This is a genomic window from Priestia sp. 53B2 (genome assembly GCF_056099005.1).
Map to the genome: position 1 here is coordinate 23,076 of NZ_JBLZXA010000021.1, position 24,638 is coordinate 47,713.

Genomic DNA, 24,638 nt, shown 5'->3' on the forward strand with positions numbered 1-24,638 from the left:
AAAACGATTTTTTTAAGATTACATAAAAGATATACTAATCACAACTCAAGTACATGGAGGGGAGAGCTTGTGATGTTAAAAGTAAAACAAGTGAGTAAGATTTATGAAGGGAAAATTGCCTATCGTGCGTTAACGGATATAAATTTGACCATTGACGATGGGGAATTTGTAGGGGTTATGGGTCCATCAGGAAGTGGGAAAACAACGCTCCTAAACATAATTGCTACTATTGATGAACCCACAACAGGGGAAATCCTAATTAATGAAAAGAACCCCCATATATTAAAAAAAGACGCATTAGCAAAATTTCGCCGTCGGGAATTGGGATTCGTCTTTCAAGACTTTAATTTACTTCATACCTTAACCGTTGAAGAAAATATTGTCTTACCATTAACATTGGACGGAAAAAAAGTGGGTGAAATGAAGGAAAAGGCATATGAAATCGCTGAGAAATTAGGAATTACGGGCATTATGAAAAAAAGGATTTATGAAATATCTGGTGGACAGGCACAAAGAGCAGCTGTGGCGAGAGCTATGATTCATACTCCTAAGCTTTTACTGGCAGATGAGCCAACAGGAAATCTTGATTCCAAGTCTTCAAAAGACGTGATGGAAATGCTTGAGTTTATCAATAAAAATGAGAAAACTACAATGATGCTTGTGACACATGAGGCGCAGGCAGCTAGCTATTGTAATCGTGTCATCTTTATCCGTGATGGTAAATTCTATTCAGAAATACATCGTGGTGATAATCGTCAGGCCTTTTTCCAAAAGATTATAGATACACTTTCTTTATTAGGTGGTAATGCACATGACCTTTCGACAGTTCGCGTTTAACAACGTCATACGTAATAAGAGGTTATATGTAGCCTATTTTCTTAGCAGTTTGTTTACGGTCATGGTCTTTTTTACCTTCTCTATTTTTGCCAACCATCCTGTATTAAATGAAGACGATATGAGCTCGAGCGTAACAACAGGAATGAATGCGGCAGCAGGAATTATTTATGTGTTTTCCTTATTGTTTGTCTTATATTCCATGAGCTCTTTTTTACAATCCCGTAAAAAAGAGTTTGGTTTATTAATGATGCAAGGTATGTCAATGAAACAAATTCGTTTGATGGTGTTTATAGAAAATATGCTCATTGGATTTTCAGCAACACTAGGCGGTATATTTCTTGGCCTTGTTTTTGCAAAGGCCATTTTACTACTAGCTGAAAATGTATTTATTATTGAACATGCGCTATCTTTTTATTTTCCAGCCAAAGCAATCATAGTTACTTTTGTTTCTTTTACAATTTTATTTTTCTTCATTTCCATATTTGTCACGTATATTCTACGTAGTAAAAAGCTAATGGAATTAATTAAAGGCAGTAAAATATCTAAGGGTGAGCCAAAATCGAATCTTTTTTTAACAGTATTAGCTGTACTTTTATTAGGAGCAGGGTATGTTGGTGCCTTATTAGCACAGGGAGCAATGGTTGTAGGTGCAATGATTCCAGTTAGTATCGTTGTTTGCATTGGAACTTATCTGTTGTTTACGCAACTAAGCGTATTTATTATTGGAAGACTAAGGAAGAATGAGCGTGTTTTTTGGTTTAAAACCAACATGTTGCTATTTTCGGATTTGGCCTTTCGTATGAAAGATAATGCGCGAACTTTTTTCATGGTAGCTATGGTTTCAACCGTCGCATTTTGTGCAATTGGTTCTTTATTCGGATTTCAAACCGTTATGACTTCAAGCGTAAAATCTACTTATGCAGCTTCATTTTCTTATAAGCCATCTAAAGATAACGAGAAACAAAATGTAGCATTTATAAATAAGACTTTAAAGGAAGAAAACATTAAGGCATATTCAGAGCACACAATGTTAGATTATTATAAAGTTGGTAGAGACAAAACCCTTATTGTTAATCAGTCTGATTTTAACAGATTTGCCTTACTTACTGGAGAAACTCCTATTAACTTAAAAAATGGTCAGGTTATGGTTGTTGATTTTATCGGTACAAACCTCAAGCCAAAGAGAGATTTACTAAATGAAACAATTAAATTAACTTCAGGCTCTACTTTAAGAGTAAAGGAAATCATTCAGTCAAAATCCCTACCTGTATCTGGTTCATACTATATCGTATCCGATGAAGACTATAGTCAACTTCCTAAGCCAGAGGATGAGCAAAGCTATTATGCTTGGCAAGCACAAGATGGAAAAGACAGGGTGATAGCAGCCTCTGAAAAGCTATACAAGAAACTACCAAGATCTGAGATTACAGCAGTAGATTATGAAATATATGAAATAATGAAAGGCTACGGTCCCATCTTATTTGTTGGACTATTTATTGGTATTGTCTTTTTTGTATCAGCTGGTAGTTTTCTATACTTCCGACTTTATATGGATCTGGATGAAGATAAACAAAAATTCAAGTCTATATCAAAAATGGGATTAACTGATAAGGAATTAAAAAAAGTATTAAATAGGCAAACCATGATTCTGTTTTTCGTACCAATCGTTGTGGCGCTTATTCATGGTGCTGTAGCTCTTACGGCATTATCACACCTGTTCTACTTTAATCTATTTAAGGAATCCGTTATTGTTCTAAGTGTTTTTCTAGTCATTCAGATTGCTTATTTCTTCATTGTACGCTTTTTCTACACAAAGCAGATTAAGGCGTCAATTTAAGTTTAATAACAATACAGTAAAAAAGGATTAGACTTTGTTTAATTCTTTTTTTGAAAGGAAAAAGAAAAACTCCAGGGTTTACTTAATTTAAAAATGCTCTTTCGCCTCTCCTGCTTGACTCTTTTTAAGCACAACTCTATTTTCTTATCTAATGTCTTATGTACAATTTGGCTAATTACGCATAACAATAGTGGTATTCCAGTGATAATTATGGATTTTGATAGTTACGAACAAGAACATTAGGAGAACTAAAGGTGTATAATTTATACATCTTAAACTCAGAAAAATTCCTCCATTAGTTAAGGAAGGTGTCTCTAACCCTGCATAGTAATTCATTCATACTGTATCTCGCCATTATATGGTTGAGTTTTTTCTCCAATCACCTATAAAAGATAAAAAAGCCTGCACCATTTTGATGCAAGCTTTTCTTTTTGGCGCCCCTGAAAGGCTCTTACATTAAACATATCGGTTCATAACTAAAAAGCCTTGTGTGAGATAAGAATATCTACTTCAACTCAAGTTAATATGTTTACTGAAGTCACTGCTAAGTCTTTCAAAACCAACCAGTCCTTCATTAAAATAAGTATTTAATCTTTCACAGCACTCAATTTTAAGTAATGCTAACGCTTTGCTATATGTGTACTACACTTTTTAGAATTAAAAAGCGAAAAACAATTCTTATTTTAAACTTCACTTACATTTTTCGAAAAAGGGGAAAATGCTACTATACTTCCTATAATAACAAGAGAAAACGACATTACACACCAGAAACAAATGGCTTTAATTACAAATAACTCTAGATAAGTTAAATACATAGAGAACAATAATCCGATTACTAAGGAAACCTTAATAATCAATTTGAAGAAATTTCTTTTTAGGAAAAAAGTTAATACAAACAAGAACGCATAAAAAGAAATACCTAATATAGACATGGGGATATTACCTACTTCAGCGTATTGACTACTATTTACCTTCAAACAATCTCCTACAGGACAGAAATAACTACTAGCAACATGAGATAGATATAAATAGATACAAATGATCAAGCCTAAAATCGCAATTACTTGTAAAGTTATAATTTGTACACTAGTTTTCATCAAGACTCACCTTCATTAAGAATGTTCTGTAATTTCTCCTTATCAAATCCATTTAATCTCTTAACAATAACACCATCTTTGTCAACTAGATAAAAAACAGGAAAAGTTTTGAAATTCATTTGCTTTTGAATATCCTTGCTTGCCGAAATAAGAGGAAATTCAAAACCATGTTCTTTTTTTACCTTAGCATAAGCTTGCGGACTTCCTTGTCCTATTAATACAAATCGGGTATCAGGGTGTTCTGCTTTTAACTTTTCCAATGTCGGATAAGCTTTTTGACACACTTCACAATCAATTTTACCAAGCATAACTACGAATTTATTACCCTCATACTGTTTTAAAGATATAGTATCTCCATTCACTTCTTTTCCAGTTATAAGTGGAATAGATTCACCCTCTTCATTACCACCCATATCAAAAAATGTCTCTATAGCAGCTTGTGGATTATTATATGCCCAAATTCCAAATCCAACTATGATAATTACAAAAGCTAAAGCTCCAATTTGAAAATACTTCTTCATCTAGATACCTCCATAGTCCTTTTTGTTAATTGATTTTCATAAAGATTCCTATACTCACGACCCAGGTCTAGTAATTCCTCATGACTTCCAGTTTCTATAATTTCTCCATTATCTACGACTATAATTTTATCTGCTTTTTTAACTGTACTTAATCGATGTGCAATAACAATCCTCGTACAATTTAATTTCTCTAAATTCTGATGAATCTTTTGTTCTGTAACTGTATCTAGTGCGCTACTCGCTTCATCTAATAACAAAATTTTGGGTTTATTTACAAGAGCCCGGGCCAAAGCAAGACGTTGACGTTGTCCACCGGATAAATTGCTTCCTTCCTCAGAAAGAACAGTTTCATAATTCATACGTAAACCCATTATGTCCTCATGAATTTCTGCAAGTTTTGCAGATTCGATTATCTCTCTAGAAGTAAGATTTTCATTATGGAATGCAATATTTTGAAAAATAGATTTGTTAAATAAATGTATTTGTTGGGTAACTACGCCTATCTGCTGACGAAACTTGGATTTATCCATATATTTAATATCTTGCTTGTCAAATAGTATTTGTCCTTCTGTAGGTTGATACAATCCTAGTAAAAGCGAAGCTAAGGTACTCTTCCCAGAACCTGTAGTTCCTACAATAGCTATAAATTGACCAGGATGAACTTTTAAAGATACATTCCTTACAATGGTAGGACCATACTGATTATATTTGAAGCTAACATTTTTAAGTTCAATTTCCCCCTGGAGTTCAGGCGGACTTACAACGAGCTCATCATTTTGTTCAGGAGTAGCTTCAAGTATATCTAAGATACGTCTAAAATAAGTTCCCATTAAAACCATCTGGTTAGAAGTTGTAACTAAAGAGGTTAAAGGAGTAAAAAAACTAATAGATAGCGTGTAGAAAGCTAACATTGAACCAATTGACATATTTTTAGAAATGACTTCCTGGGCTCCTATCAAAAGAACAATTAGAGGTGCAGCAATACGTAAAGATTGCATAACACTGTCTACATAAGCACTAAAGATTCCTCGTCTTTTAGAAGCTTTAATTTGTTCCAAAAACATATTTGCCCATTCATTATGTACCCTAGATTCTACCCCTACTGATTTCACTACCAATATACCTCGTAGCACCTCAGCTAAGTAGCTTGAAGCCTTTGTTTGTTTCAAAATCTCCTCCTGAGATAATCGACTAGTATAACGGTTACCAATCAACATTAAGGCAACTTGAATTATTCCTATTGCTACAACATAAATACTCAAATACGGAGACTTATAAAACATATAAAATAAAAAGCATATAATTAAACCGCCGTCCAATAACATTGTTACCGTTCTAGTGGATAAAATCTCCCGAACAATCATATTACTGTTCGCCCTCAGTATTAAGTCCCCACTTGATCGCATTTGGAAGAAGTGAAAGGGTAATTTTAATAAACTGCTAAAAAAACGTTCCATCAAATTCCAATCAAGACGGTTTTGTAAATAAACAAGAGTTCTTGCCCTTAATAAGAAAAAAATAAATTGAAGAGCCACTAATAGTATCAATGCAATTGGTAGTATACCTGTAAAATTATAGTTATCTTCTTTCATTATTACGTTATCTACTATGAATTGGACAGACATGGGCGTAACGATAGCAAGAAGCTGAACACATAATGAAAATAAGATAATAAAACTGACTAAACGAGGCTCCTTCATTAAAAATTTTATATATTCATGCCAAACTTTTTTTATCTTACGACGTTTTAAATCTGTAGTTGGCTGAATAGACAGACAGATAAATTCTTGGTTGATATTCATCTCTTCTAAATTTATGACTCGACGCCCCATTGCTGGATCTACTATGTGTATGTTATTATTATGAATTTTTTCTATTACCACAAAGTGATTTCCCTGCCAATGTAAAATGGCAGGGAGTTGAATTTTATCAAGGTTTTTAGCAGATACACGCTGAGCAGCTGTTTCTAAATTCAAGGATTCTGCAATCTTTTTTATAATTAGTAGGTTTATGCCTTCACGTCCGCCACCCCAATTATCCCTTAGCTCCCATAATGTGTATTCACTTTTATAATATGAAAGAATCATTGCTAAACAGCATAGTCCACATTCCGATTGTTCCATCTGTTCGATGAAAGGAATACGGTAACGTCTATTCCTGCTCTTTATCATTTTCCATTCCTCAGAGGAGTTCCTAAAGTGACTACTGGGGGAACTGTATTAGGATTAGCAAGCCTTAGCAAGCCATATCCTACTCCAGCTAACCCTAGCATAAATCCAGGAGTCTCTTCATTTTGGGGAATTCCACAGAACCATCCACTCTTCTCAGCTTCTTTTACGATAGACGAACCAATCTGCTGTGCCTTCTCTAACAAGTCGTCATTACATAATATATCTGATGCTAATAAAAGAACTTCTATATTGCCAAAATCTCCATGACATTGGCAATGGCTGCCTCCAAAACCTTCCTCTAATGTAGTTTTTATAGCTACATCTATTTCCTTATTCATTTCAGCATCTTCCCAATGAAGTTTTGTCATTAAACGTCCTAATGCTATACCTGCGGAACCGTGACACCACTGAACTGGAGTGCTAATTCCTAGGTTTTTTCGTTCCTCACGGTATCTTAAATCCGCCCAATTTCCTTCATCAGGAATAAACATACTACGCTCATATCTAATAGCTTGCTTGCTAAATTCTAGAAATCTTTTGTCGTTAGTTTGGGCATATAACTCTGATAAAGCCCATGCAATCCCGGCAGCACCATGAGACAATCCTACTAAAGCAGTCTCATTATCCATAAAGGAGACCCATCCATAGCCTTCTTTTTGCTTTCTTGCATTTTTGATAAGATGTTCACCACATTTAATGGCAATATTCAGAGCTCTGCTACAGCCAGTTAATTTATAAAGTCTTAAAGATACTAAGAGAGTGCCTGCTACTCCCCCTATTAAGTCGTACATGTTATCTTTTTCAATCCATTTTTCACATTGGTAAAGAGCTTGAAGAGCCTCATTCATATATTTTTCATCATTCCATAATACAGATAAATGACTGAAAACATAAGAGATTGATGCATAACCATGAAATGCAGATAATGAACTTAATCCATCGTACCTTTCGAGAAAATCATTGGCAGAATTTACAGCAGCTTTTGCTACATTCTTATAAGATATTTCCCCAGAAACTTCCGATAAATAAGCGTAAAACAAGGAGACTCCTAATACTCCATCATATAAGGTTGCATCTAAAGGAGTGAATAACCATCGATCATTAAGCGAAGCACCTATGCCGATCCAGTTAATGTCTTTCTTATCATCTCCCCAGAAAGATGATTGTAAGAGTTTGTCGCCAATTTTTCTTGCTTCGTTTATAAAATCTTCTCTTGAAGATATTTTCTCTGGAATAAATTTAGAGCTATTGCTTCTATATTCTTTAAAGTCCCATCTTTTTAACATCGTAGCCATAGAGGTTTGAATATATCTTATTTGTTTTTTACAATCCTCTAAACTAAAATCCTCAACTCTACGTAAAGTATGATCAAGCGCAGAATTCAGGAAGAAATTTTTTATTTCTTTCCCCTGACTATCCCAAACAGATAAAGAGTCGACTTCAGATACAAAATAAGGAATATCTCCATTTAATAAATCGCGAGTTTCAGATGAAATAAAGTGTTCCATCTTTGAATTAAATTTAACTATTCGCCATAAATAATCGAACAAGTGAACACGATCCAAACCATTCTTTAGTTTATCTGGATGTAATGAAGCTTCTAGCATAGTTGAGTAGGATTGTGTGTGACGGAGAATTGAACGCACTTTATCCCCTTTAAAATTCATAATAGGTCCTTGGTGACTTAAAAGTTCGTCTTTATTTTCTAAAAATATCATATAGGCTTTTTTAAAACCTTCAGTAATTTGAGGGATATAGTTTTCTGGTGCTACCTCTTCACCATTTAACATTACACGATTTTTTGCACCGGTATGAAAGCCAACTTCCTTTATCATTTTCATCTTATCTGTATTCTTATTTGCTAATTTATAAACAGGTCTTGGAAGTCTTTGGCCAGCGTGTCCCCCTATTCCACTTATTTCGATAGAACGAAAAGAACCTGTTTTAAAGAGTGAAGCAGGTAAAATAGCCGTTCTCAGAACAGATTGGGATAATTCTTCTGAAGTTTTTTGTAAAGCTGTAAGTTTGGTTTCAGCTATTGCATCTAAGTTATGAAACAAAGACTCTAAATCTATAAACTGGGGGTGTTCTCCGGATGCAATCATATTTTCCATATGCATGTCTGTAGCATGTAACATATGAAGAATAGCAACATAAGCACCTAACCGTTCATAAAATTTATTGCAAGCATCATTGCTTTCGCACTCTTCATAGTTTGCAAATTCCTGCCATCCATACTGACCGCGATTTATTACATGTGGAGGTTGTAAGATAGGTTTAAATCCTTTACTATTCACCCACTGAATTAAATTGTTAAAGTGAACGTCAATTGATAAAGATCTTGGCTTGTAAACAATTTTTTCTCCTGTTGCAAATTCCATTGATAACACGCTTCGTCCATTACAATGTAAGTCACCTTGCCCAGTATGAATTTTCACCAACTTATCAAAATTCCCTTTAAAAGAATGATTAATTAATGAATGGTCTTTTAAAAGTCTGTCAATCGCTTCAAATATGGCGTGTTGCCATTTTTCCATTGTTTCCACTAAAAGACGTGCTAGTACAGGATATTTAGTTAAAAGTATGTATATATTATGGTGTTCTGATATGTGATTTCTTATAAAATCTTGAAAGCGTAATTCAGAGGATTCACCTTCTAAACGATTTTCAACTCGTGCTAAGTTTAATTCGTAAATTAATACTCTCATAGATAAAGTTAGTAAACCCTTACAAGTGGGTTCTATAACTGCTTTTTCTAGAACATCAGCTGGTATAATTGCTTCGTATCTAGTAGATTTATAGCCATTATATTTTTTATCAATGATGGATTTAGTATATTTTAAAAAGGGCTGCAAAAAAGGAAGAAAAGGATGTTTATCTAACTCTTTGTTATCAAACAATACATTTTCAAATTCCAAATTTCCCCTATTAAAAATAGCTTCTAATGTTTTAATCCAACTAGGTTCTTCTTGTGAAGAAGTGGGGTCATCCCTATTTGCTAAAATATTTTTGAATTTTTCTCTATTCAAGCCATCATCTGAAAGACGCTTTTCTATATATTCCAAAGGTAACCCAGTTTGTTGAATCCATGTTGTTTCTTTATTTTCATTTTCCATCAAATTATTTGTAAAACTTATCTGTACATCACGTTCGGTTAAATATAATCCCCTTTTCAAATCTTTAAGATTTATTTCTTTTGAAAAAGTACTGACCATCATCTTCTCTCCCTCATATAGAGATAAATTCTACAAAACAATTAAGACAAGAGTGATAGATCCCCCTCTTGTCTTAACTTTACTTACAAATTGGTTTTTTAATTAGCAACAAACAAATACACTGTTTGGACAATCATCAGTAATTGTGCATGACCATCCACATCCTGCTGCACCTGCAGCTTCTTCTAATTCCTCGTCAGTAAGTGAAACTAATACATTTTTTAACTCTTCCATGGTTAATTCCTCCCCGTATTTTTATGTATCAGGCGCCTAACAATTCTCATTATACACATATTTTGTAATTAATCTAGTACATTTTGTAAATTTTATGTATATTTTTGTAACAATAATGAACTTTATGTAAAAATAAAGATTAATTTACCATTCAAAAAGACCATTTTATATAAAATGGTCTTTTGGCAAAAATACTATTATTTTTATAATTATTCTACTCTTTGCTTAATAGTAATTAGGTGTTTATAGCGCATAATGGTAAAATATATAACTTGTATTATTATAAAGGAACTCAATACAAGAATTGACTCTCTAGCTAAATTAAAATTAAATAAATGTTGTAAAGCAGTTAATGCAACAATTCCATGAATGGTGGCTACTATAATTGGCACAAAGAAGATTGCCGCAAGTTGGAATGTAACGATACGTGATAGCTCTTCACTAGTTAGCCCAAGCTTCGTTAAATATTGATATTGTTTTATTTCATCTTCAAGGTCACTGTAAATACGGAAATAAACAAAGCTTCCAGCTGATATAAAGAAAACAGCTCCTATAAAAAAGCCAATAAATAAAACTATATTAATTCCATTTTCATTAATTTTATTCGTTTGTGCTATCATCGAACAAACCCCTACAAGCGTACCTATAGAACAAAATGTAACAGTTAAAACGATTGTAATTATAAAAAAGAGACGAGCATTATCTCTCATTTTATATATAAGATTTGATATCACTATCAAATTTATATTATTTTTATAAAATTTTTCTATCTTTCTTAACTGATGTAAAACAAACACGTTTAATTGTGAGAAAAATAAATAAGTCCCAATGATCACAGCAATCGTAACAGGAACCATCACAACTATTACAAGAACCTCTTTAGATATTAACGCTATTACGTAGCTCACCCCTAGTAACAATAAAGAAATAATACATAAAGTAATGGAGGATTTAGGCTCAGGTTTTGGCTTACTATCACCTTTTAACAAGTCAATTAAATTATTATCTTTTACAAAGTTAGTGGTAAAAAGAGATATTATAAAAAAGAGCATTAAAAATGCTGTGAATGTTAGAATGAGGGCTTTTATAGGAAAATAAAATGATAGTTGTCCTCTCATTCCAAGAGTATTTTCACCAACTAATAAAAGTAATTTAGCTATAAGTAAACCACCCACAACTCCAAAGATTATTGAAAAAAATCCGATAATCATATTTTCTAAAAATATTAAATATCTTAATTGATTATGAGACATTCCATTTATAACTAAAATTCCAAATTCTTTTCTTCGGGACTTTAAGAAAGTTCCCATTGAATATAAAACGAAAAAAATAGAAAAAAGATAAATAATAAACTCGGCAAAGTGTAAACCTAAAGAAACATATCCTCCTATAATATCTACGGAAAAAGCTGGATGATAAGCGAATAAAGCATACATAAAAAAAACCATTATAGAAAAAGAACTACTAAAGAAATAAGCACTATATGTCCTTTTATTACGAAAAATATTTTTACATACTAATTGATTAAATGTCATATTTCTTTCTCCTTTTAGTTAAATACAGGAACTTAAAGAAGAATATAAAATTGAATTTCACTTTCTTTATTAGAAAAATAAAATTCAATTTTATATACTGTAATCAAAAATCACTTCTTTGTTTAGCTAATTTTCATAAAAAAACCATTGTTTAAGTAAAGTTAAGACAAGAATAATTTATTAAAATCACTTCATAATTTTGTATTTAAATTATCATTGTACTTCTTGCTTTCGAAATTTAAAGCAACCCATTAATATAACAATTATAAATACACAAGTGGAAAACACCATCATATAGACAGGAGATATACTACCTGCTTTCTCATTATTGGGTAGTAATGAAAAGTATGGAAAAGACCAGAAGTAGTATCTACCAGCAGCACTGTTAGAAATAATTATGGTAGCTATAGAGGCAGCTAAGCCTACTCCTACAGGAATTCCTATATTAGTAAAACGTATGCTGAGTATCATTTGAATAGCTAATAGTGGTAAACAAGTTACCCAGCAAGATAAAATCTTCAGGAACATGGTTTGATAAGGAATATCCCCTACACTTACAAGTTTACCTGCAATGATAATACCGACATATAGTATTATCATTGATAAACCTACTAATAAAATATGAATAATCGTTTTAGCAATATATATATATGTTCTATTGATAGGAAGAGTTAATAAATATTTCCAATTATTTTCTGCATGCTCTATACGAGCTAGCCATACTGCTAATACTCCAATTGATAAGGGTAATAGCAATAAACCATAAAAAGTAACAATTTGACTAATTAATTTCTCCCAAGGTACAGCATTACCTTGCAGAAATACATCTTTATAACGAACAAAATTGTAGGCTCCAAATGCAACCATTAGTAAAGGTGCTGTAAACATTAGTAACCAAGAATAAGATCGTTTTAATTTACGGAATTCCATTTGTAGTATCTGGATAAAATGCACGGTCTAATGAACCTCCTTTTTATTTATACATCTTTATTTACAAATTGACGTAGACCAGCTCCAAAGCATAAAAATCCTAATATAACAGATTGACATACATACCATATAATATTGATTCCTTCATTTAATTTGATAGGAAGAGTTAAATATGGATACACCCATGGTAACCAGCGTGTAAACGTAGATTGTAATAGGAATAAAGCTGTGACTGTACCACAAATTGCAATTGCTAAAGGAATACCAGGGTTTTCAAACTTCGTACTCAACCAAAATTGAATGTTTAAAATTGCAAAAACCCCAACCAATGCTCCCAATAATGTTTTTATAAGAAATACTATTGGTACTTGCCCAGGAAAATCTAGAAGGCTTGCACTCACAATCATACCTAACCCAAGTAAAATGGAACTTACTACCAATAGATAAAAGATAATAGAAAGTTTAGCTAAATAAATATATCCACGTTTAAAAGGTAGGCTAAGTATATACTTCCAATTGTTATCTGTATTTTCTACTCCTATTAATATGCTAGACAATACCGCAGCTAAGATAGGAAGAATCATTACTGCCCAAATAACAGCATGTTGCTCAATAAATTTAACCCAAGGTATATCACCTTTCCTGACTACACTTTGATAACGAAACATAAAGTTTGCAAATTGAATTAGTAATACAAATAGGGGCGCCATTACAACAGAAAAAAGGACCCAATTACTTTTTAATTTCATCCGTTCTGCATTTACTATACGCCAAAACATTTAGACCGCCTCCACTTGCCCTGTTATATCTAGGAAAATATCTTCTAAAGTTCTCATCTTAACAACTAGGTGCTCAACATCTATATTATTTGATACTAACTGTTTATTAATTTCTGACGCTTTCCCAGTAAAATTATTAATAAGTAGAGTGTCACCTTCTATTTGAGAGATAACATCAAACTTTTGAAGAATGTTTTGCGCCTTATATAAATTATTTGCTTTTATCTCCAGAACAGGTTTGTTCCCTTCTTTAATTTCGTCTAGAGTACCCTGAAATTTCAATTTTCCAGATTGAATAATCCCAACATGCGAAGCAACCATTTCAATTTCTGCTAAGTTATGGCTGGATATGATAACGGTAATTCCAAACTCTTGGGGCATGCGCTTAATTAATTGACGAATCTCGTGAATACCATTTGGGTCCAATCCATTAGTTGGTTCATCTAAAATAAGTAACTCTGGTGATCCCAATAAAGCTAATGCTATTCCTAATCTCTGCTTCATCCCCAGAGAATACTGTTTTACCTTTTTGTTGGCTGCTTCTGTGAGGCGAACAATATCTAGAACCTCATGAATTCGTTGTTCTGACACCCCTAAAATCTTACTAGATAACCTTAAATTTTCGTATCCTGTTAGATTTCTATAATAAGAAGGGGCCTCTACTAGGGCACCTATTCGTTTTAATATCTCTAATCGACTATTACTAAAAGTTTTTCCAAAAAGTTCAACCTCTCCCTCTGTAGGCTTCATTAGACCTAAAAGCATTCGTATGGTTGTCGTTTTTCCTGCTCCATTTGGGCCAAGAAATCCAAAAATTTGACCACGCTTAATTTCTAAGTCAAGATGATCTACTGATATTTGATCTTCAAACTGTTTTGTTAATCGTTTTGTTCTTACTAGAACCTCATTAGATATACTTCTCATCTATCTCGTCTCCTTTTTAAAATAAAAATGTAATATTAAGTTAAATTTTTTAACTTTTTTCTATTTAAGTATAAATTTTATATAATTTATCTTACCATCCTTTCACCTTAAATTTTACTTACATTCTTGTAAGGTTCCATAATATGTAATTTTAATCAGAGAAATTAATTCTTTTAATGGTTTACAATGAATCCCCTTATATCTTTAATTTCCTTACAAAATTGTAAGATTTGAAAAAGACAATCTCTCTAGCCAATTGTAATGTTTTCCCTTTAAAATAAGACTATCACTGGGAATAAGAATGATGATAAGGAAGTGTATTTATGAACATATTAGAAGTGAAGAACTTGACAAAAATTTATGAGGGTAAAGTACCCTATAAAGCATTAGATAGTGTTGAATTCTCTATCCAAAAAGGAGAGTTTGTAGGAATTATGGGACCTTCGGGAAGTGGAAAAACCACTCTTTTAAATATGGTTTCTACAATCGATTCTCCCAATTCTGGTGAAGTGATAATTAATAAAAAAAACCCCCATCGATTAAGTCGAAAAGATATTTCTTTGTTTCGTCGACGTGATTTAGGATTTGTTTTTCAGTATTTTAATTTACTTGATACGCTAACAGTAGAGGAAAACATCCTGTTACCTCTCACTCTCGATAAAATTAACGTGAAAGAAATGAACAAGCGTGTGGAGATAGTCACACAAAAACTCGGTATTCATACTATTTTAAAGAAAAGAACATATGAAATATCCGGTGGACAGATGCAACGAACAGCAATTGCACGTGCTATCATTCACTCTCCACAACTTATACTAGCAGATGAGCCCACAGGAAACTTAGATTCAAAAGCCTCAAAAGATGTAATGCAATTATTACAGCAATTAAATGAACAAGAAAATGCAACGATGATGATGGTAACACATGATACTGTAGCAGCAAGCTACTGTAATCGAGTTATTTTTATTAAAGATGGGAAATTTTACAACGAAATTTACAGCGATGGAAATCAGAAAATTTTTCACCAAAAAATTATTAACTTATTATCTACATTAGAAGGAGAATCTTAAAAGGCCCCGCCAAACCCAATTTAGATCCAAATAGTAAGGGAGTTTTTCTTATGACTTTTACAGGAAGTAGTTTATATCTTGAAGTATAATCAGCGTAAGAAAGAGCCTATTTATGAACAGATAGCTAACTACATAAAACAGTCAATTATTGATCAACGGTATAAAGAAAATCAGCCTCTTCCTTCACTAAGATCACTTGCTGATTATTTAGGTGTTAATATTCATACCGTACAAAAAGCATACAACCAGTTAGAACATCAAGGTTATATTTATACGTTAAGAGGCCAAGGCAAGTATATTGATAAATGTGATAAGGCCAATAAAAACATAAGAGCAGAAGTTTTAAAAGAAGAAATACTAAAATTATTTACCGAAATTTTATACTTGGGTACGAAGTCGGAAGAATTGTCATCACTTGTATATTTCAGCAACAAAATATATGGAAAATATTCAAAAGACATTTAGGAATTTATTTATAAAATAATAGATTTTAAGATTAGAATTACACATGAGGAAACATGTTGGATTTCTAATCATCTTTTTAAATTAAATGACCTTCTTTAAAAGCAAAGCATGTGACAAAATTGTCACATGCTTTGCTTTTTTGTTCGGGAAAAAGATGGAAATAGCATGAATTTTTTTTATAATAAAAATAGACTTTTCAGAAATTATTTAAATACAGAAATGGAGTGTATCTATGAATATAATAGAGGCAAATAATATCCATAAAAGCTATGGAAATAAATTCAATAAGCAAAAGGTATTAAAAGGCATAGATATTAACGTTAAAGAAGGTGAAATTCTAGGAATTATGGGAGCTTCAGGTTCGGGAAAAACAACTTTACTTAACGCCCTTTCCTCTATTAAGAAAATTAGTAGAGGAATCATTAAGTTTGAGGGAATCGAAATTAGTAGTATGAAAGAAAAACATTTAGCAGGTTTTCGAAAAAAACAACTTGGATTTATTTTTCAAGATTCCAATTTATTAAGTACACTTACTGTAAAGGAAAATGTTCTTTTACCTCTATCTATAGCAAAAACTCCTTATACGGAAGCTAATCAAAAATTTGAGGTGTTAGCTAAACAGCTAGGGATTTTCGAGCTGAAAGATAAATATCCAATTGAAATCTCTAAGGAACAAATACAACTTTCTTCTTTAGCACAAGCCATTATTCATCAGCCTAAGGTTATATTTGCTGATGAACCTACTGGTAATCTGGACTCAATTGCCACAATTAATTTATTAAACAAATTAGTCAAAATAGTTAAGAAAAGAAATGTTACTCTCGTAATAGTTACACATGACCCTGAAGTAGCAAGCTATTGCAACAGAATTATCTTTATAAAAGATGGTCAGACATACACCCAATTGTACAGAGGAGAAGAGGATAGGACAAATCTTTTCAAAGATATTTTACAAGTACAAAGATTATTAAGTGGGGTGTAAGAAAATAATAACTGACTACTTCTACACTAACATAAATTTGAGAGAAACAAATGAACGTTTAACCTTTCAATAACTACCTTTCTTTTATTTATAATCCTTCTTATTCAAAGCAATGCCATTATAGTAGGTGCTCTATGGAATAAAGATCTAAATATGGTGAATAGTGTCCAATTTTCAGATGTAAAAAACAACAAAAAATTATTAAACCTGGTAATTATATCCTTTAGACTAAATGCAAGTCACTTATTTGAGTGACTTGCATTTAAAAAGTGTGAGGGATTACATGACTAAAACACCGTCTGGATTTAAGCGTTTAAATGCTAATATTCCCGAAGAATTGTTTAAAGAATTTGCGAAGAGATGTATTGAAGAAGGTGTGAGCAAAAAAGAATTTCTTGTTCAACTTTTGGAGAAAGAACTCTTTAAAGATTCAAAGAAGTAAGGAAAAAAACAAAATAAAAGGGCACTTTCCCTGCTAGGAAAGCACCCCATGTAGAACTCGTAAGGACTTCTATTATAACATGGGTTGCCCTCAAAAAACAGGAGGGTCTTATCATGGATCAAAGTGAAAAACTTTTAATGGGAATTGAACACATTTTGAGTGTCGCATCTGATTTAGTGGATGAAGTTGCTCGACTAAAACGTGTAGAAGAGGAATGCAAAATCTTGAAAGAAAAAGTATTTCTCAATCAATTTACCGTTGCTGAACAACAAGTTTTTGAGCTTGCTTTGGATGGATATTCCGGACGGGAAATGCAGTTGATTTTGTCTAAAGAAGAAGCCACAATCAAATCACAAAGACAAAATATTATACGCAAATTAGGTGTATCTACCATGAAAGAAGCCGTTAAAAGATTTCAACATTTAGAGTACGAATCATCAAGAAAACTTCTTCAATCCCGATAAACTGACGTGACCTTCAGAGGGACTTTACATCATCAGAATATACACAATAAGTTACTTGTAAAGGGGACTCTATATCTACACTATATACTCATAAACGAACCTTAAGGTGTGCACCTAAGCAACTTTCGTGGTATCACGGTGAAGCTAGGCTCTGCCTAGCCCCACACACCCTGTGGGGGCAAAAACTCCTTATGCTCTTCACCATGTTTTTTACGCTTTTTATGTTGACCCGATAAAAACACAGAAAAGGAGAACAAACATGGAGATTAAAGTGAGAAATGTATGTCCGGTTGCTGTGAGTAAAGTAGATCGTTTAGCTAAAGAGAAAGGTGTTTCTAGACAAGCTTTTTTAAAAGAACAAATCGAAACATTATCCATTATGGAAGAAGTAGAAAAGAGAGAACAAGCTATTGATGATTTGTATGATCGAACGATAAATACAATGCAAAGATGCTCAGATGCGATGACAAATATGGATCGTACATTCAATAAACTCTTTGGGGAGGATGAAGAATAATGACAGCAAGCAAACACAGAAGAATGATTTCTTTAAGTGAAGAGGCTGATGAATATCTTCATAAGCATATGAAAGAAAGAGGCTATCGTTTTCCGGGGGATGCCATTGCAGATATCATTCGAAAATATGAACGATTAAAAAATAATGAGCCTGATGAAACATTTTTAGACACTGCTACGATTGACGCAATAGGTCAGGCTTACCTGAAAAGAGCAAGTGGATTTTATCAGTACTTAGACGATGAGTTAAGTGAGATAAAAGAAACGACAAAGAACACACAAATAGACACTCGGGTATTAATGGAACTCGTTAATAATTTATATGACCATTTAAATATTCAAAAGTTTAAGTCCACACAATTCGGTGAAACAGAAGCTACTAAGAAGGCCAAAAGAGTTGCACTACACAAGATTCAAGAAGAAAAAATGCAGTTCAGGGAAAAAAGAAAACGGGAAGCAGCAGAAGAAATGGACCATTTATTTGAAGATTAATCGTAGCGTTTATAAAAGCAGGCCTTAGCCTGCTTTTATAGTATAGTGAAATGAAGATTTGTAGTAGCTAAGTTCAACAGGGCCATTAATGAGTAAAAGTAGCTTTCATACCTATGTCTTGATCGATACATTACGTTTGTTTGATCGGCAAACTTCTAAGCTATTTAGTTTGTTACTGAGACTTTTAACAGGCATTGTGAGCTTCTAACCATACAAAAAGCGTTAAACTATTCAGAGTATATTAAACGAGCTTATATAAAGCGTAAGAACCTCACAGAGCTATCTTAAGGAACAAGATAAAATATACGCTTCCCTCTCACAAACAATACAGTAAAAATTAAATGGACTGTATAGTAGCGCATTACTTTTTACTAACTCTAAGTCGTTTACTCCTCTATTTTTAAATCTAAACACAAGAGTTTAACTTAGGATCAACTTATAACTTCTATATAACTAATAAAGGAACCTCCTGTACGATCTTTGAGGCCAAAACTACCCTTCTGCCTTTATAGTTAAAAGCTACCTATATCATATTATGAGCATATTGAATAGGGTGATTTTTTCTTACCCCATCTACCAAAAAAGGATTAGAAAAAATCACCCTACCCAGAATAGATATTTACCATTATCATTAAAAGTATACTAATTACCAGATCTTTAATATTATAAAAATGCAGCATTATAACACACTTCTAACTATTTAGGGAGGGGTAAAAAAATACCCCTCCCCAAATTCCACAAATTCAGCTATGATGAAGTCGACTCCTAAAGAAATAACAAACAGATCGTAGCTAAAAATACTTGTTTTGATATATTTTGCTAATTTTTATTGAATTATGAGACTAGTTAACGCTATAATAAAACTAACAAAAACGTGCGGATAGAAAAAAGACTTCAACTGTTTAAGTAGTGCGTCAACACTCTTAAACCGTTCCCCCTAAATACGGTAGGGAAAACACTTGTCGAAGTCTCTTGTTAATAGAGTTAGTTTTGTACAAAATAAAACTTATGGTTTTATTTTATACGATATTGACATCTATTTCAAGGGCTTAGTTTATCTTAATCGAGGCATTGTTTTCCTTTTACAAGGGAGATAATGTCTTTTTTGTGTTCCTTAAAGGAGAAGATGAACAAATGACAAAGATATTGACTTGCTATTTACCCGATGTAAACACCTTCAACGGACGATTCAAATGGTTATGGAAAGAAAAACCGACCCTTCGTAAAAAGAAAGAAGAGTTTTTAGAAACCCTTCGTACTTATTTTAAACAACAACAAGAAGCCCTACATAAAGTATTCCCTAAAAAACGTATGGAAATGTTAGATTACGTGATTTATAACCTTGTGGCTACAGGCATTCAAGCGATCCAATCCAAAACACTTATGCAAAAATTTGATGTATCTCAAAGTACCGTTTCTCGTTTTGTGAAATCGTTAAAGGAAACACCTTTTATGCTTGTGGCACGTTATATCAAAGAAGATGCAACAGGAGCTCATCCTGACAGCTATGTATTTGTTCTTAAAAGTCATAAGAACTTTAATCAGATTTGCAATGAAATCTTTTTTGCACACGATACAACAGGTATTCAAACGCTTCAACAAGAAGAAATGACAACTCCTGTGACAACTCCTGTGACAAGTCCAGAAAGTGCTAAAAACGTTGATACACCAAGCTTTGAGGACGAAAAAACATCGTCCCCCTTTATTAACCTTGATTTACCTAAAAATCATTTAAATAATCATTTAATATTTGCTTCCCAGTCATTTGCTTATATCGTAGGTGTGCCTAAAAAAGTAAATAACGTGTATGCAGGGAAATATGGTCATCAACTAAAAGACTTTTATGCTCGTATTCGAAATGCAGCTAAAGCAGTAAAACGAGATACAGAGATTGAGATTATCAAAGAGCAAGTTCATGAAGTCGCTTATACAGCCATTGTAGGCTTAGATAAATATGTGCATGAGGCGAATCATAAGGGTACTCCCCTATCACTGGATGAAATGTGTCGTCTTGTTTATCAAATTGCTTACAATCAATTTATCAATCTATTAAAAGGGAATACAGAAGAACAAGCATCTAAGTCAGACATACATACTGAAGCTGAAACAGCAGCCTTATTTACGCCTAAACAGATCATCCGTAAGGAATTGGTTCCTGATTGGTTACAAGCTGAACAGGAGCAAAAAGAGTGTACACAAGAAGCAACTGTTTCTTTAGATCAACAGCTTGAAATGATCCAATTAAAGCAAGATTTAGGGCAAGAACTAACGTCAGAAGAAGAAAACATACTCAAAGAACACAGTTCTACGTACAGTTCGTTAGAAATGGCACAGCTGAAGCAGGATCTAGGACAAGTCTTAACACCAGAGGAACAAGCCTTATTGCACCAACAGGACCAGTTAAAAGGTTCAGTTTCGTAATCAAAAAGTGAAGAAATCCCTTAGAAGCTGATGTTTAGTAAGAGTATTATTATTTAGAACATACTTCTAAATAATTAATATATAAATCTATGTAGGAGGAGATCACCATGCCACATAAAATGACCCTAACAGGCTCTGCGACAGGACCACTACGAGAATATGATCGCTACGTTGCCTTTGATATGCGTGAAAAAGGTTCACCTTCTGCGCCTAAAGGTCTGAAAAAGAGCACCTTTATTTCGTATACGGTGTTTGTTGCCAAGAAAGCCTTTAATAAAACCGGACTGACAAAAAAGAGTATTATGCATGAAAAGATCTTAGTTCAAGGGGAACCAACGTTAGATATTCCCATTGACGAGTGCCCTGGAGAAATTGGTATCATCTGCTTTCAGATTACCGTTCTCCCGAATAAAAACGAGAAAGAAGCCAATGAGTCAAACGATAAAAAAGAAGCTCAACAAGAGGTTTCTAAGGCTCAACAAGAGGTTGCAGCTACCAAGCAGGAGGAAAAGCAAGATCCTGTTTCTCAACCTATAGCAAAAGAAGAGAAAAAGGACGCTGAAACAGTACAGCCAGAAGCGAAAAAAACACCTGTACAAGAGCAAAAGGCTGCGCCACAACAGAAGCAGCTACCTACTCAGCCAAAAGGGACAAAGGATGTCGTGAGTTTTGATGACATTATCGTTCCTGAAGCCTTCTTAAAGACACGCCCTAACCCTGTGAAAACAGAGGAAGTCATTGAATTTGTGAAGCGTACAGGACACCTCGACAAGCCGTTAACGATTGAGAAAGACTCTAAGGTCTTAAAAGATGGCTATCGTCGTTATATCGTGGCCAAAACTGTGAAAATGGATAAAGTACCAGTTGTATATGCGTAGGAGAAATAATTTGCTTTTTCACCGTTTATGACTACGTAGCAGTGTCTATATGTGTTGCTGCATCCAAGATAGAAGAAATACTTTCAATATTGAAAAATTTATAAACTGATAGAATGAGTAACTTGTGCTGTTGTAGCTTTAAAATGAAATATAAACCAAACTTTTTTATGAAAAGTTAAAAACCTTTAAGGTTAATTTGTTGATTGAAGTCAACGGATATTTAAGACAGTAAAAGCTTATATTTTTATTAACTAAGTTACCTTATTTTCAGAAATTCCATTTCTAAAATAGGTAGCTTTATTTTGTGTTGCTTTAATTCACAAAAAATACAGACGAGGTTGAACGCTCCATTTAGTTCAACCTAAGTCAAACTAAAAATGGTCACTAGTTGAACTAAAGATAATCTAATGATAGATTTTCTTAATTTTTTAAACTTATTTGGAAGAATGATAGAATCAAGTTTATCTTTAATTGAACTTAAAGGAAGAAATTATCGTATTTTTCATGAAACGCACGATCTGATATATCAGATGAAAGTATCTGATACGTTATAAATGAATGAAGTATCTGATACAATCTGATACATAGCGTGCGGATTTATTACAGAGCTGTTTTTGGTGTGTTTAAATAAAGAAATGCGATGAAATCATCCGATACATAAAGGATAGACTATCTGATACCCGTAAAAAATAAGAAAAATTGATTCCTTTTAAACAAGGTTAAAAAATTATCGATTATTGAAGGATATCAGATGCGTGTCAGATAATTTTATGAAACGCACGATCTGATATATCAGATGAAAGTATCTGGTGCGTTATAAGTGGATGAAGTATCTGGTGAGATCTGATACATAGCGTGCGGATTGATTGCAGAGCTGTTTTTAATGTGTTTAAATATACAAATGCGTTGAAATTATCTGATACATAAACGACACACTATCTGATACCTGTAAAAAATAAGAAGATATGATTCCTATTAAATAAAGGTTAAAAAATTATCGATTATTGAAGGGTATCAGATGCGCGTCAGATAATATTAAAGGAGAGAGAGGTGGTTTTTTATGGACAATGCCTTTGAAGTTGAGATAGGTAAGAGTAAATATAAGAAACCCTCAGAGGTAGCGAAAATATTTTATATGCCAGAAAGTACGTTAAGAAAATACTCAAGGGTATTAGAGGAAGCTGGTTATGTTTTTAGAAAAGGCGAGAAAAGAATGCGCCTATATAGTCCTGCGGATGAATTAGTCCTGTACAAGATGCTTAAGAGGATTAAAGAAGAGGATGAGGGTTTAGCGAAGGCGGCTGCATTTGCAATAGACGGTCAAGACTCAAAGGTAACTGATACGGATCTGATACAGAGTGTATCAGAAGAAGTTGCGACAACAGTTCAAGAAGAATCTTTACAACCTTTTCTCGAACAGGTTATTAACAAACTGACATATATCCAAGAGAATACAGTGAGCAAACAGGAATTTAATGAGCTAGTAAAGCTAACGCAAAAAGCATTGGATGAAAATGTAGAATTAAGACGCCAAAACAAAGAAAAAGAAGACCAACTAGACTTTATGTCTGAAAAATTTGATCGTGTTATAAATCTCGTAGAACGTAACGAACGTGAGAAGGACACAAAGAAAAAAGGTTTTATGTCACGTTGGTTCAGTAGTTAAGTAAACATCTAACTGGTTCATGTTTTTTATCGTTGTAAAGAAGAAGATCCTGTTTTCAAACAGGATCTTCTTCTTTTTATATAAAATGTTTAAAATCATAGTATATCCGTAACAAAGACCGCCCATTATGTATTAGTGTATAAGGCGGTCTTAACTGTATTCATGCTATATGATTATGACAAAAATATCGACATTATTCCAACTCTTATATAGGCAATATCATATTTCATTTGTTTTATAGTTTATTATATGTGGCAACTTAAATTTTTTGCCTGATTTTTCATTAAAAAAATGAATAGCTTTTTTAAATGTGTCAATCCTTATAAAAAGGAGTGTGTTAATATGCCTAAATTAACAAAGAAAAGTAAACTAGGAAAATATTTAATGGGAAAAGGCTATACTCAAACAGAATTTATGAAAGTAACTAATTTAGGTAGACAAACAGCTGGTAAGATTTTTAATGATGCAAATTATATTCCTTCAGGCTCAACCATGAAAAAAGTTATAAATCTTTTAAAGAAACTTGATCCCAAGGTTAAAATAGAAGACTTTTTTAATTTTTAAAAAGTCACAATTACATATATTTACCTATTATCCTCGATAATTAAAAGAAATGACCCTCTACGCTATTAAATAGAAGGTCATTAATCTGTGCCTGCCTGTCATTAGTCAACCCTCGGAAGGTGACATCTCTATTCTTATCCAAAATAAACTCAATCTAAACTGTCTATATAAACATATATCTTTATTTCCAGTTAAGTCGGGTAAGCGAGGGGCATCACTGCCCCTGACTCCCCTAAGAACCGTACGTGAGCCTTTCAACTCATACGGCTCAAGCCTCCCATTGCAGGTCCATTTGCTGTCGTATCCTCATCACACACCACATCGGTAAGTAAAACGTACGCCGACGCTCCAACTGGAGGTATACATAACAGTACGTTTCTTTCGTCAGAAGATAGCCACAACCTTATGTTCCTACGAGAGACCAATGAGAAGTCAGCTCCCATTCGGGCCTATCATGGGCTTGTTCGTAAGGACGATAGTATCCATCCAGTTATACAGTTTCCTGCTTTCCTGTTCTCTTTCGAGATAATGGCATTTGCTTTCTCTCATATCCTTTACCCTCTGCCACATTGTTTGACTTTGCAGTCATCCTACTGTT

The 24,638-nt window shown here is 33.2% G+C and carries 22 protein-coding genes; 13 read left to right on the plus strand and 9 right to left on the minus strand.

What is annotated here, in order from left to right:
- The first annotated feature begins 72 nt into the window (after nucleotides 1-72).
- Nucleotides 73-837 carry an ABC transporter ATP-binding protein gene (locus ACN6NE_RS19500; protein WP_061859993.1) on the plus strand — a complete coding sequence of 255 codons (765 nt, stop codon included), beginning with the start codon at nucleotides 73-75 and terminating at the stop codon, nucleotides 835-837.
- The gene (locus tag ACN6NE_RS19505; protein WP_474326725.1) at nucleotides 812-2,674 is read left to right on the plus strand and encodes an ABC transporter permease; all 1,863 of its coding nucleotides are present in this window, start codon (nucleotides 812-814) and stop codon (nucleotides 2,672-2,674) included. The genes ACN6NE_RS19500 and ACN6NE_RS19505 overlap by 26 nt, the downstream gene beginning before the upstream one ends.
- 683 nt (nucleotides 2,675-3,357) lie before the next feature.
- Here the strand turns inward: ACN6NE_RS19505 and ACN6NE_RS19510 are convergent.
- The 9 genes from ACN6NE_RS19510 to ACN6NE_RS19550 all read right to left on the minus strand — a co-directional run bounded on the left by ACN6NE_RS19510 (nucleotide 3,358) and on the right by ACN6NE_RS19550 (nucleotide 14,080).
- A complete protein-coding gene (locus tag ACN6NE_RS19510; RefSeq protein WP_061859958.1) occupies nucleotides 3,358-3,771 on the minus strand; it encodes a vitamin K epoxide reductase family protein in 414 nt (137 codons plus the stop codon).
- Nucleotides 3,771-4,292, minus strand: coding sequence for a TlpA family protein disulfide reductase (locus ACN6NE_RS19515; protein WP_061859959.1), 522 nt, complete (start codon nucleotides 4,290-4,292; stop codon nucleotides 3,771-3,773). The genes ACN6NE_RS19510 and ACN6NE_RS19515 overlap by 1 nt, the downstream gene beginning before the upstream one ends.
- Complete coding sequence (locus tag ACN6NE_RS19520) at nucleotides 4,289-6,463, minus strand: peptidase domain-containing ABC transporter (protein WP_061859960.1); 2,175 nt, start codon at nucleotides 6,461-6,463, stop codon at nucleotides 4,289-4,291. Before ACN6NE_RS19520 ends, ACN6NE_RS19515 begins: the two co-directional genes overlap by 4 nt.
- Nucleotides 6,460-9,681, minus strand: a complete 3,222-nt coding sequence (locus ACN6NE_RS19525) for a type 2 lanthipeptide synthetase LanM family protein (RefSeq protein WP_474326728.1) — start codon at nucleotides 9,679-9,681, stop codon at nucleotides 6,460-6,462. Before ACN6NE_RS19525 ends, ACN6NE_RS19520 begins: the two co-directional genes overlap by 4 nt.
- Before the next feature lie 99 nt (nucleotides 9,682-9,780).
- Nucleotides 9,781-9,912, minus strand: coding sequence for a type A2 lanthipeptide (locus ACN6NE_RS19530; protein ID WP_061859962.1), 132 nt, complete (start codon nucleotides 9,910-9,912; stop codon nucleotides 9,781-9,783).
- A gap of 209 nt (nucleotides 9,913-10,121) precedes the next feature.
- Nucleotides 10,122-11,447 (minus strand): FtsX-like permease family protein, encoded by a 1,326-nt coding sequence (locus ACN6NE_RS19535; protein WP_474326730.1) that lies wholly within the window; start codon nucleotides 11,445-11,447, stop codon nucleotides 10,122-10,124.
- Nucleotides 11,448-11,660: 213 nt separating this feature from the next.
- Nucleotides 11,661-12,401, minus strand: coding sequence for an ABC transporter permease (locus tag ACN6NE_RS19540; protein ID WP_061859964.1), 741 nt, complete (start codon nucleotides 12,399-12,401; stop codon nucleotides 11,661-11,663).
- Nucleotides 12,402-12,424: 23 nt separating this feature from the next.
- Entirely contained in the window at nucleotides 12,425-13,156 is a 732-nt protein-coding gene (locus tag ACN6NE_RS19545) for an ABC transporter permease (protein WP_474326732.1), read from the minus strand.
- Nucleotides 13,157-14,080, minus strand: coding sequence for an ABC transporter ATP-binding protein (locus tag ACN6NE_RS19550; protein WP_061859966.1), 924 nt, complete (start codon nucleotides 14,078-14,080; stop codon nucleotides 13,157-13,159).
- Nucleotides 14,081-14,403: 323 nt separating this feature from the next.
- Between ACN6NE_RS19550 and ACN6NE_RS19555 the strand changes: the two genes are divergently transcribed.
- The 11 genes from ACN6NE_RS19555 to ACN6NE_RS19605 all read left to right on the plus strand — a co-directional run bounded on the left by ACN6NE_RS19555 (nucleotide 14,404) and on the right by ACN6NE_RS19605 (nucleotide 24,040).
- Complete coding sequence (locus ACN6NE_RS19555; RefSeq protein WP_061859967.1) at nucleotides 14,404-15,150, plus strand: ABC transporter ATP-binding protein; 747 nt, start codon at nucleotides 14,404-14,406, stop codon at nucleotides 15,148-15,150.
- Between the two features lie 78 nt (nucleotides 15,151-15,228).
- Nucleotides 15,229-15,615, plus strand: coding sequence for a GntR family transcriptional regulator (locus ACN6NE_RS19560; RefSeq protein ID WP_061859968.1), 387 nt, complete (start codon nucleotides 15,229-15,231; stop codon nucleotides 15,613-15,615).
- A gap of 232 nt (nucleotides 15,616-15,847) precedes the next feature.
- Nucleotides 15,848-16,597, plus strand: a complete 750-nt coding sequence (locus ACN6NE_RS19565; protein WP_061859969.1) for an ABC transporter ATP-binding protein — start codon at nucleotides 15,848-15,850, stop codon at nucleotides 16,595-16,597.
- Between the two features lie 283 nt (nucleotides 16,598-16,880).
- Nucleotides 16,881-17,039, plus strand: a complete 159-nt coding sequence (locus ACN6NE_RS19570; protein WP_171843290.1) for a hypothetical protein — start codon at nucleotides 16,881-16,883, stop codon at nucleotides 17,037-17,039.
- A gap of 113 nt (nucleotides 17,040-17,152) precedes the next feature.
- Nucleotides 17,153-17,503 carry a MalT transcriptional regulator family protein gene (locus ACN6NE_RS19575; protein ID WP_061859970.1) on the plus strand — a complete coding sequence of 117 codons (351 nt, stop codon included), beginning with the start codon at nucleotides 17,153-17,155 and terminating at the stop codon, nucleotides 17,501-17,503.
- Nucleotides 17,504-17,762: 259 nt separating this feature from the next.
- A complete protein-coding gene (locus tag ACN6NE_RS19580) occupies nucleotides 17,763-18,020 on the plus strand; it encodes a hypothetical protein (RefSeq protein WP_061859971.1) in 258 nt (85 codons plus the stop codon).
- Nucleotides 18,020-18,511 (plus strand): hypothetical protein, encoded by a 492-nt coding sequence (locus ACN6NE_RS19585; RefSeq protein ID WP_061859972.1) that lies wholly within the window; start codon nucleotides 18,020-18,022, stop codon nucleotides 18,509-18,511. Before ACN6NE_RS19580 ends, ACN6NE_RS19585 begins: the two co-directional genes overlap by 1 nt.
- 1,134 nt (nucleotides 18,512-19,645) lie before the next feature.
- Nucleotides 19,646-20,932 (plus strand): replication protein, encoded by a 1,287-nt coding sequence (locus ACN6NE_RS19590; protein ID WP_474326735.1) that lies wholly within the window; start codon nucleotides 19,646-19,648, stop codon nucleotides 20,930-20,932.
- A 107-nt stretch (nucleotides 20,933-21,039) separates the two neighbouring features.
- On the plus strand, nucleotides 21,040-21,810 hold the full coding sequence (locus ACN6NE_RS19595) for a ParB N-terminal domain-containing protein (RefSeq protein ID WP_474326737.1): 771 nt from the start codon (nucleotides 21,040-21,042) through the stop codon (nucleotides 21,808-21,810).
- A gap of 1,060 nt (nucleotides 21,811-22,870) precedes the next feature.
- Entirely contained in the window at nucleotides 22,871-23,476 is a 606-nt protein-coding gene (locus tag ACN6NE_RS19600; RefSeq protein WP_474326739.1) for a winged helix-turn-helix domain-containing protein, read from the plus strand.
- Nucleotides 23,477-23,818: 342 nt separating this feature from the next.
- A complete protein-coding gene (locus ACN6NE_RS19605) occupies nucleotides 23,819-24,040 on the plus strand; it encodes a helix-turn-helix domain-containing protein (RefSeq protein WP_078082474.1) in 222 nt (73 codons plus the stop codon).
- The last annotated feature ends 598 nt before the right edge of the window (nucleotides 24,041-24,638 follow it).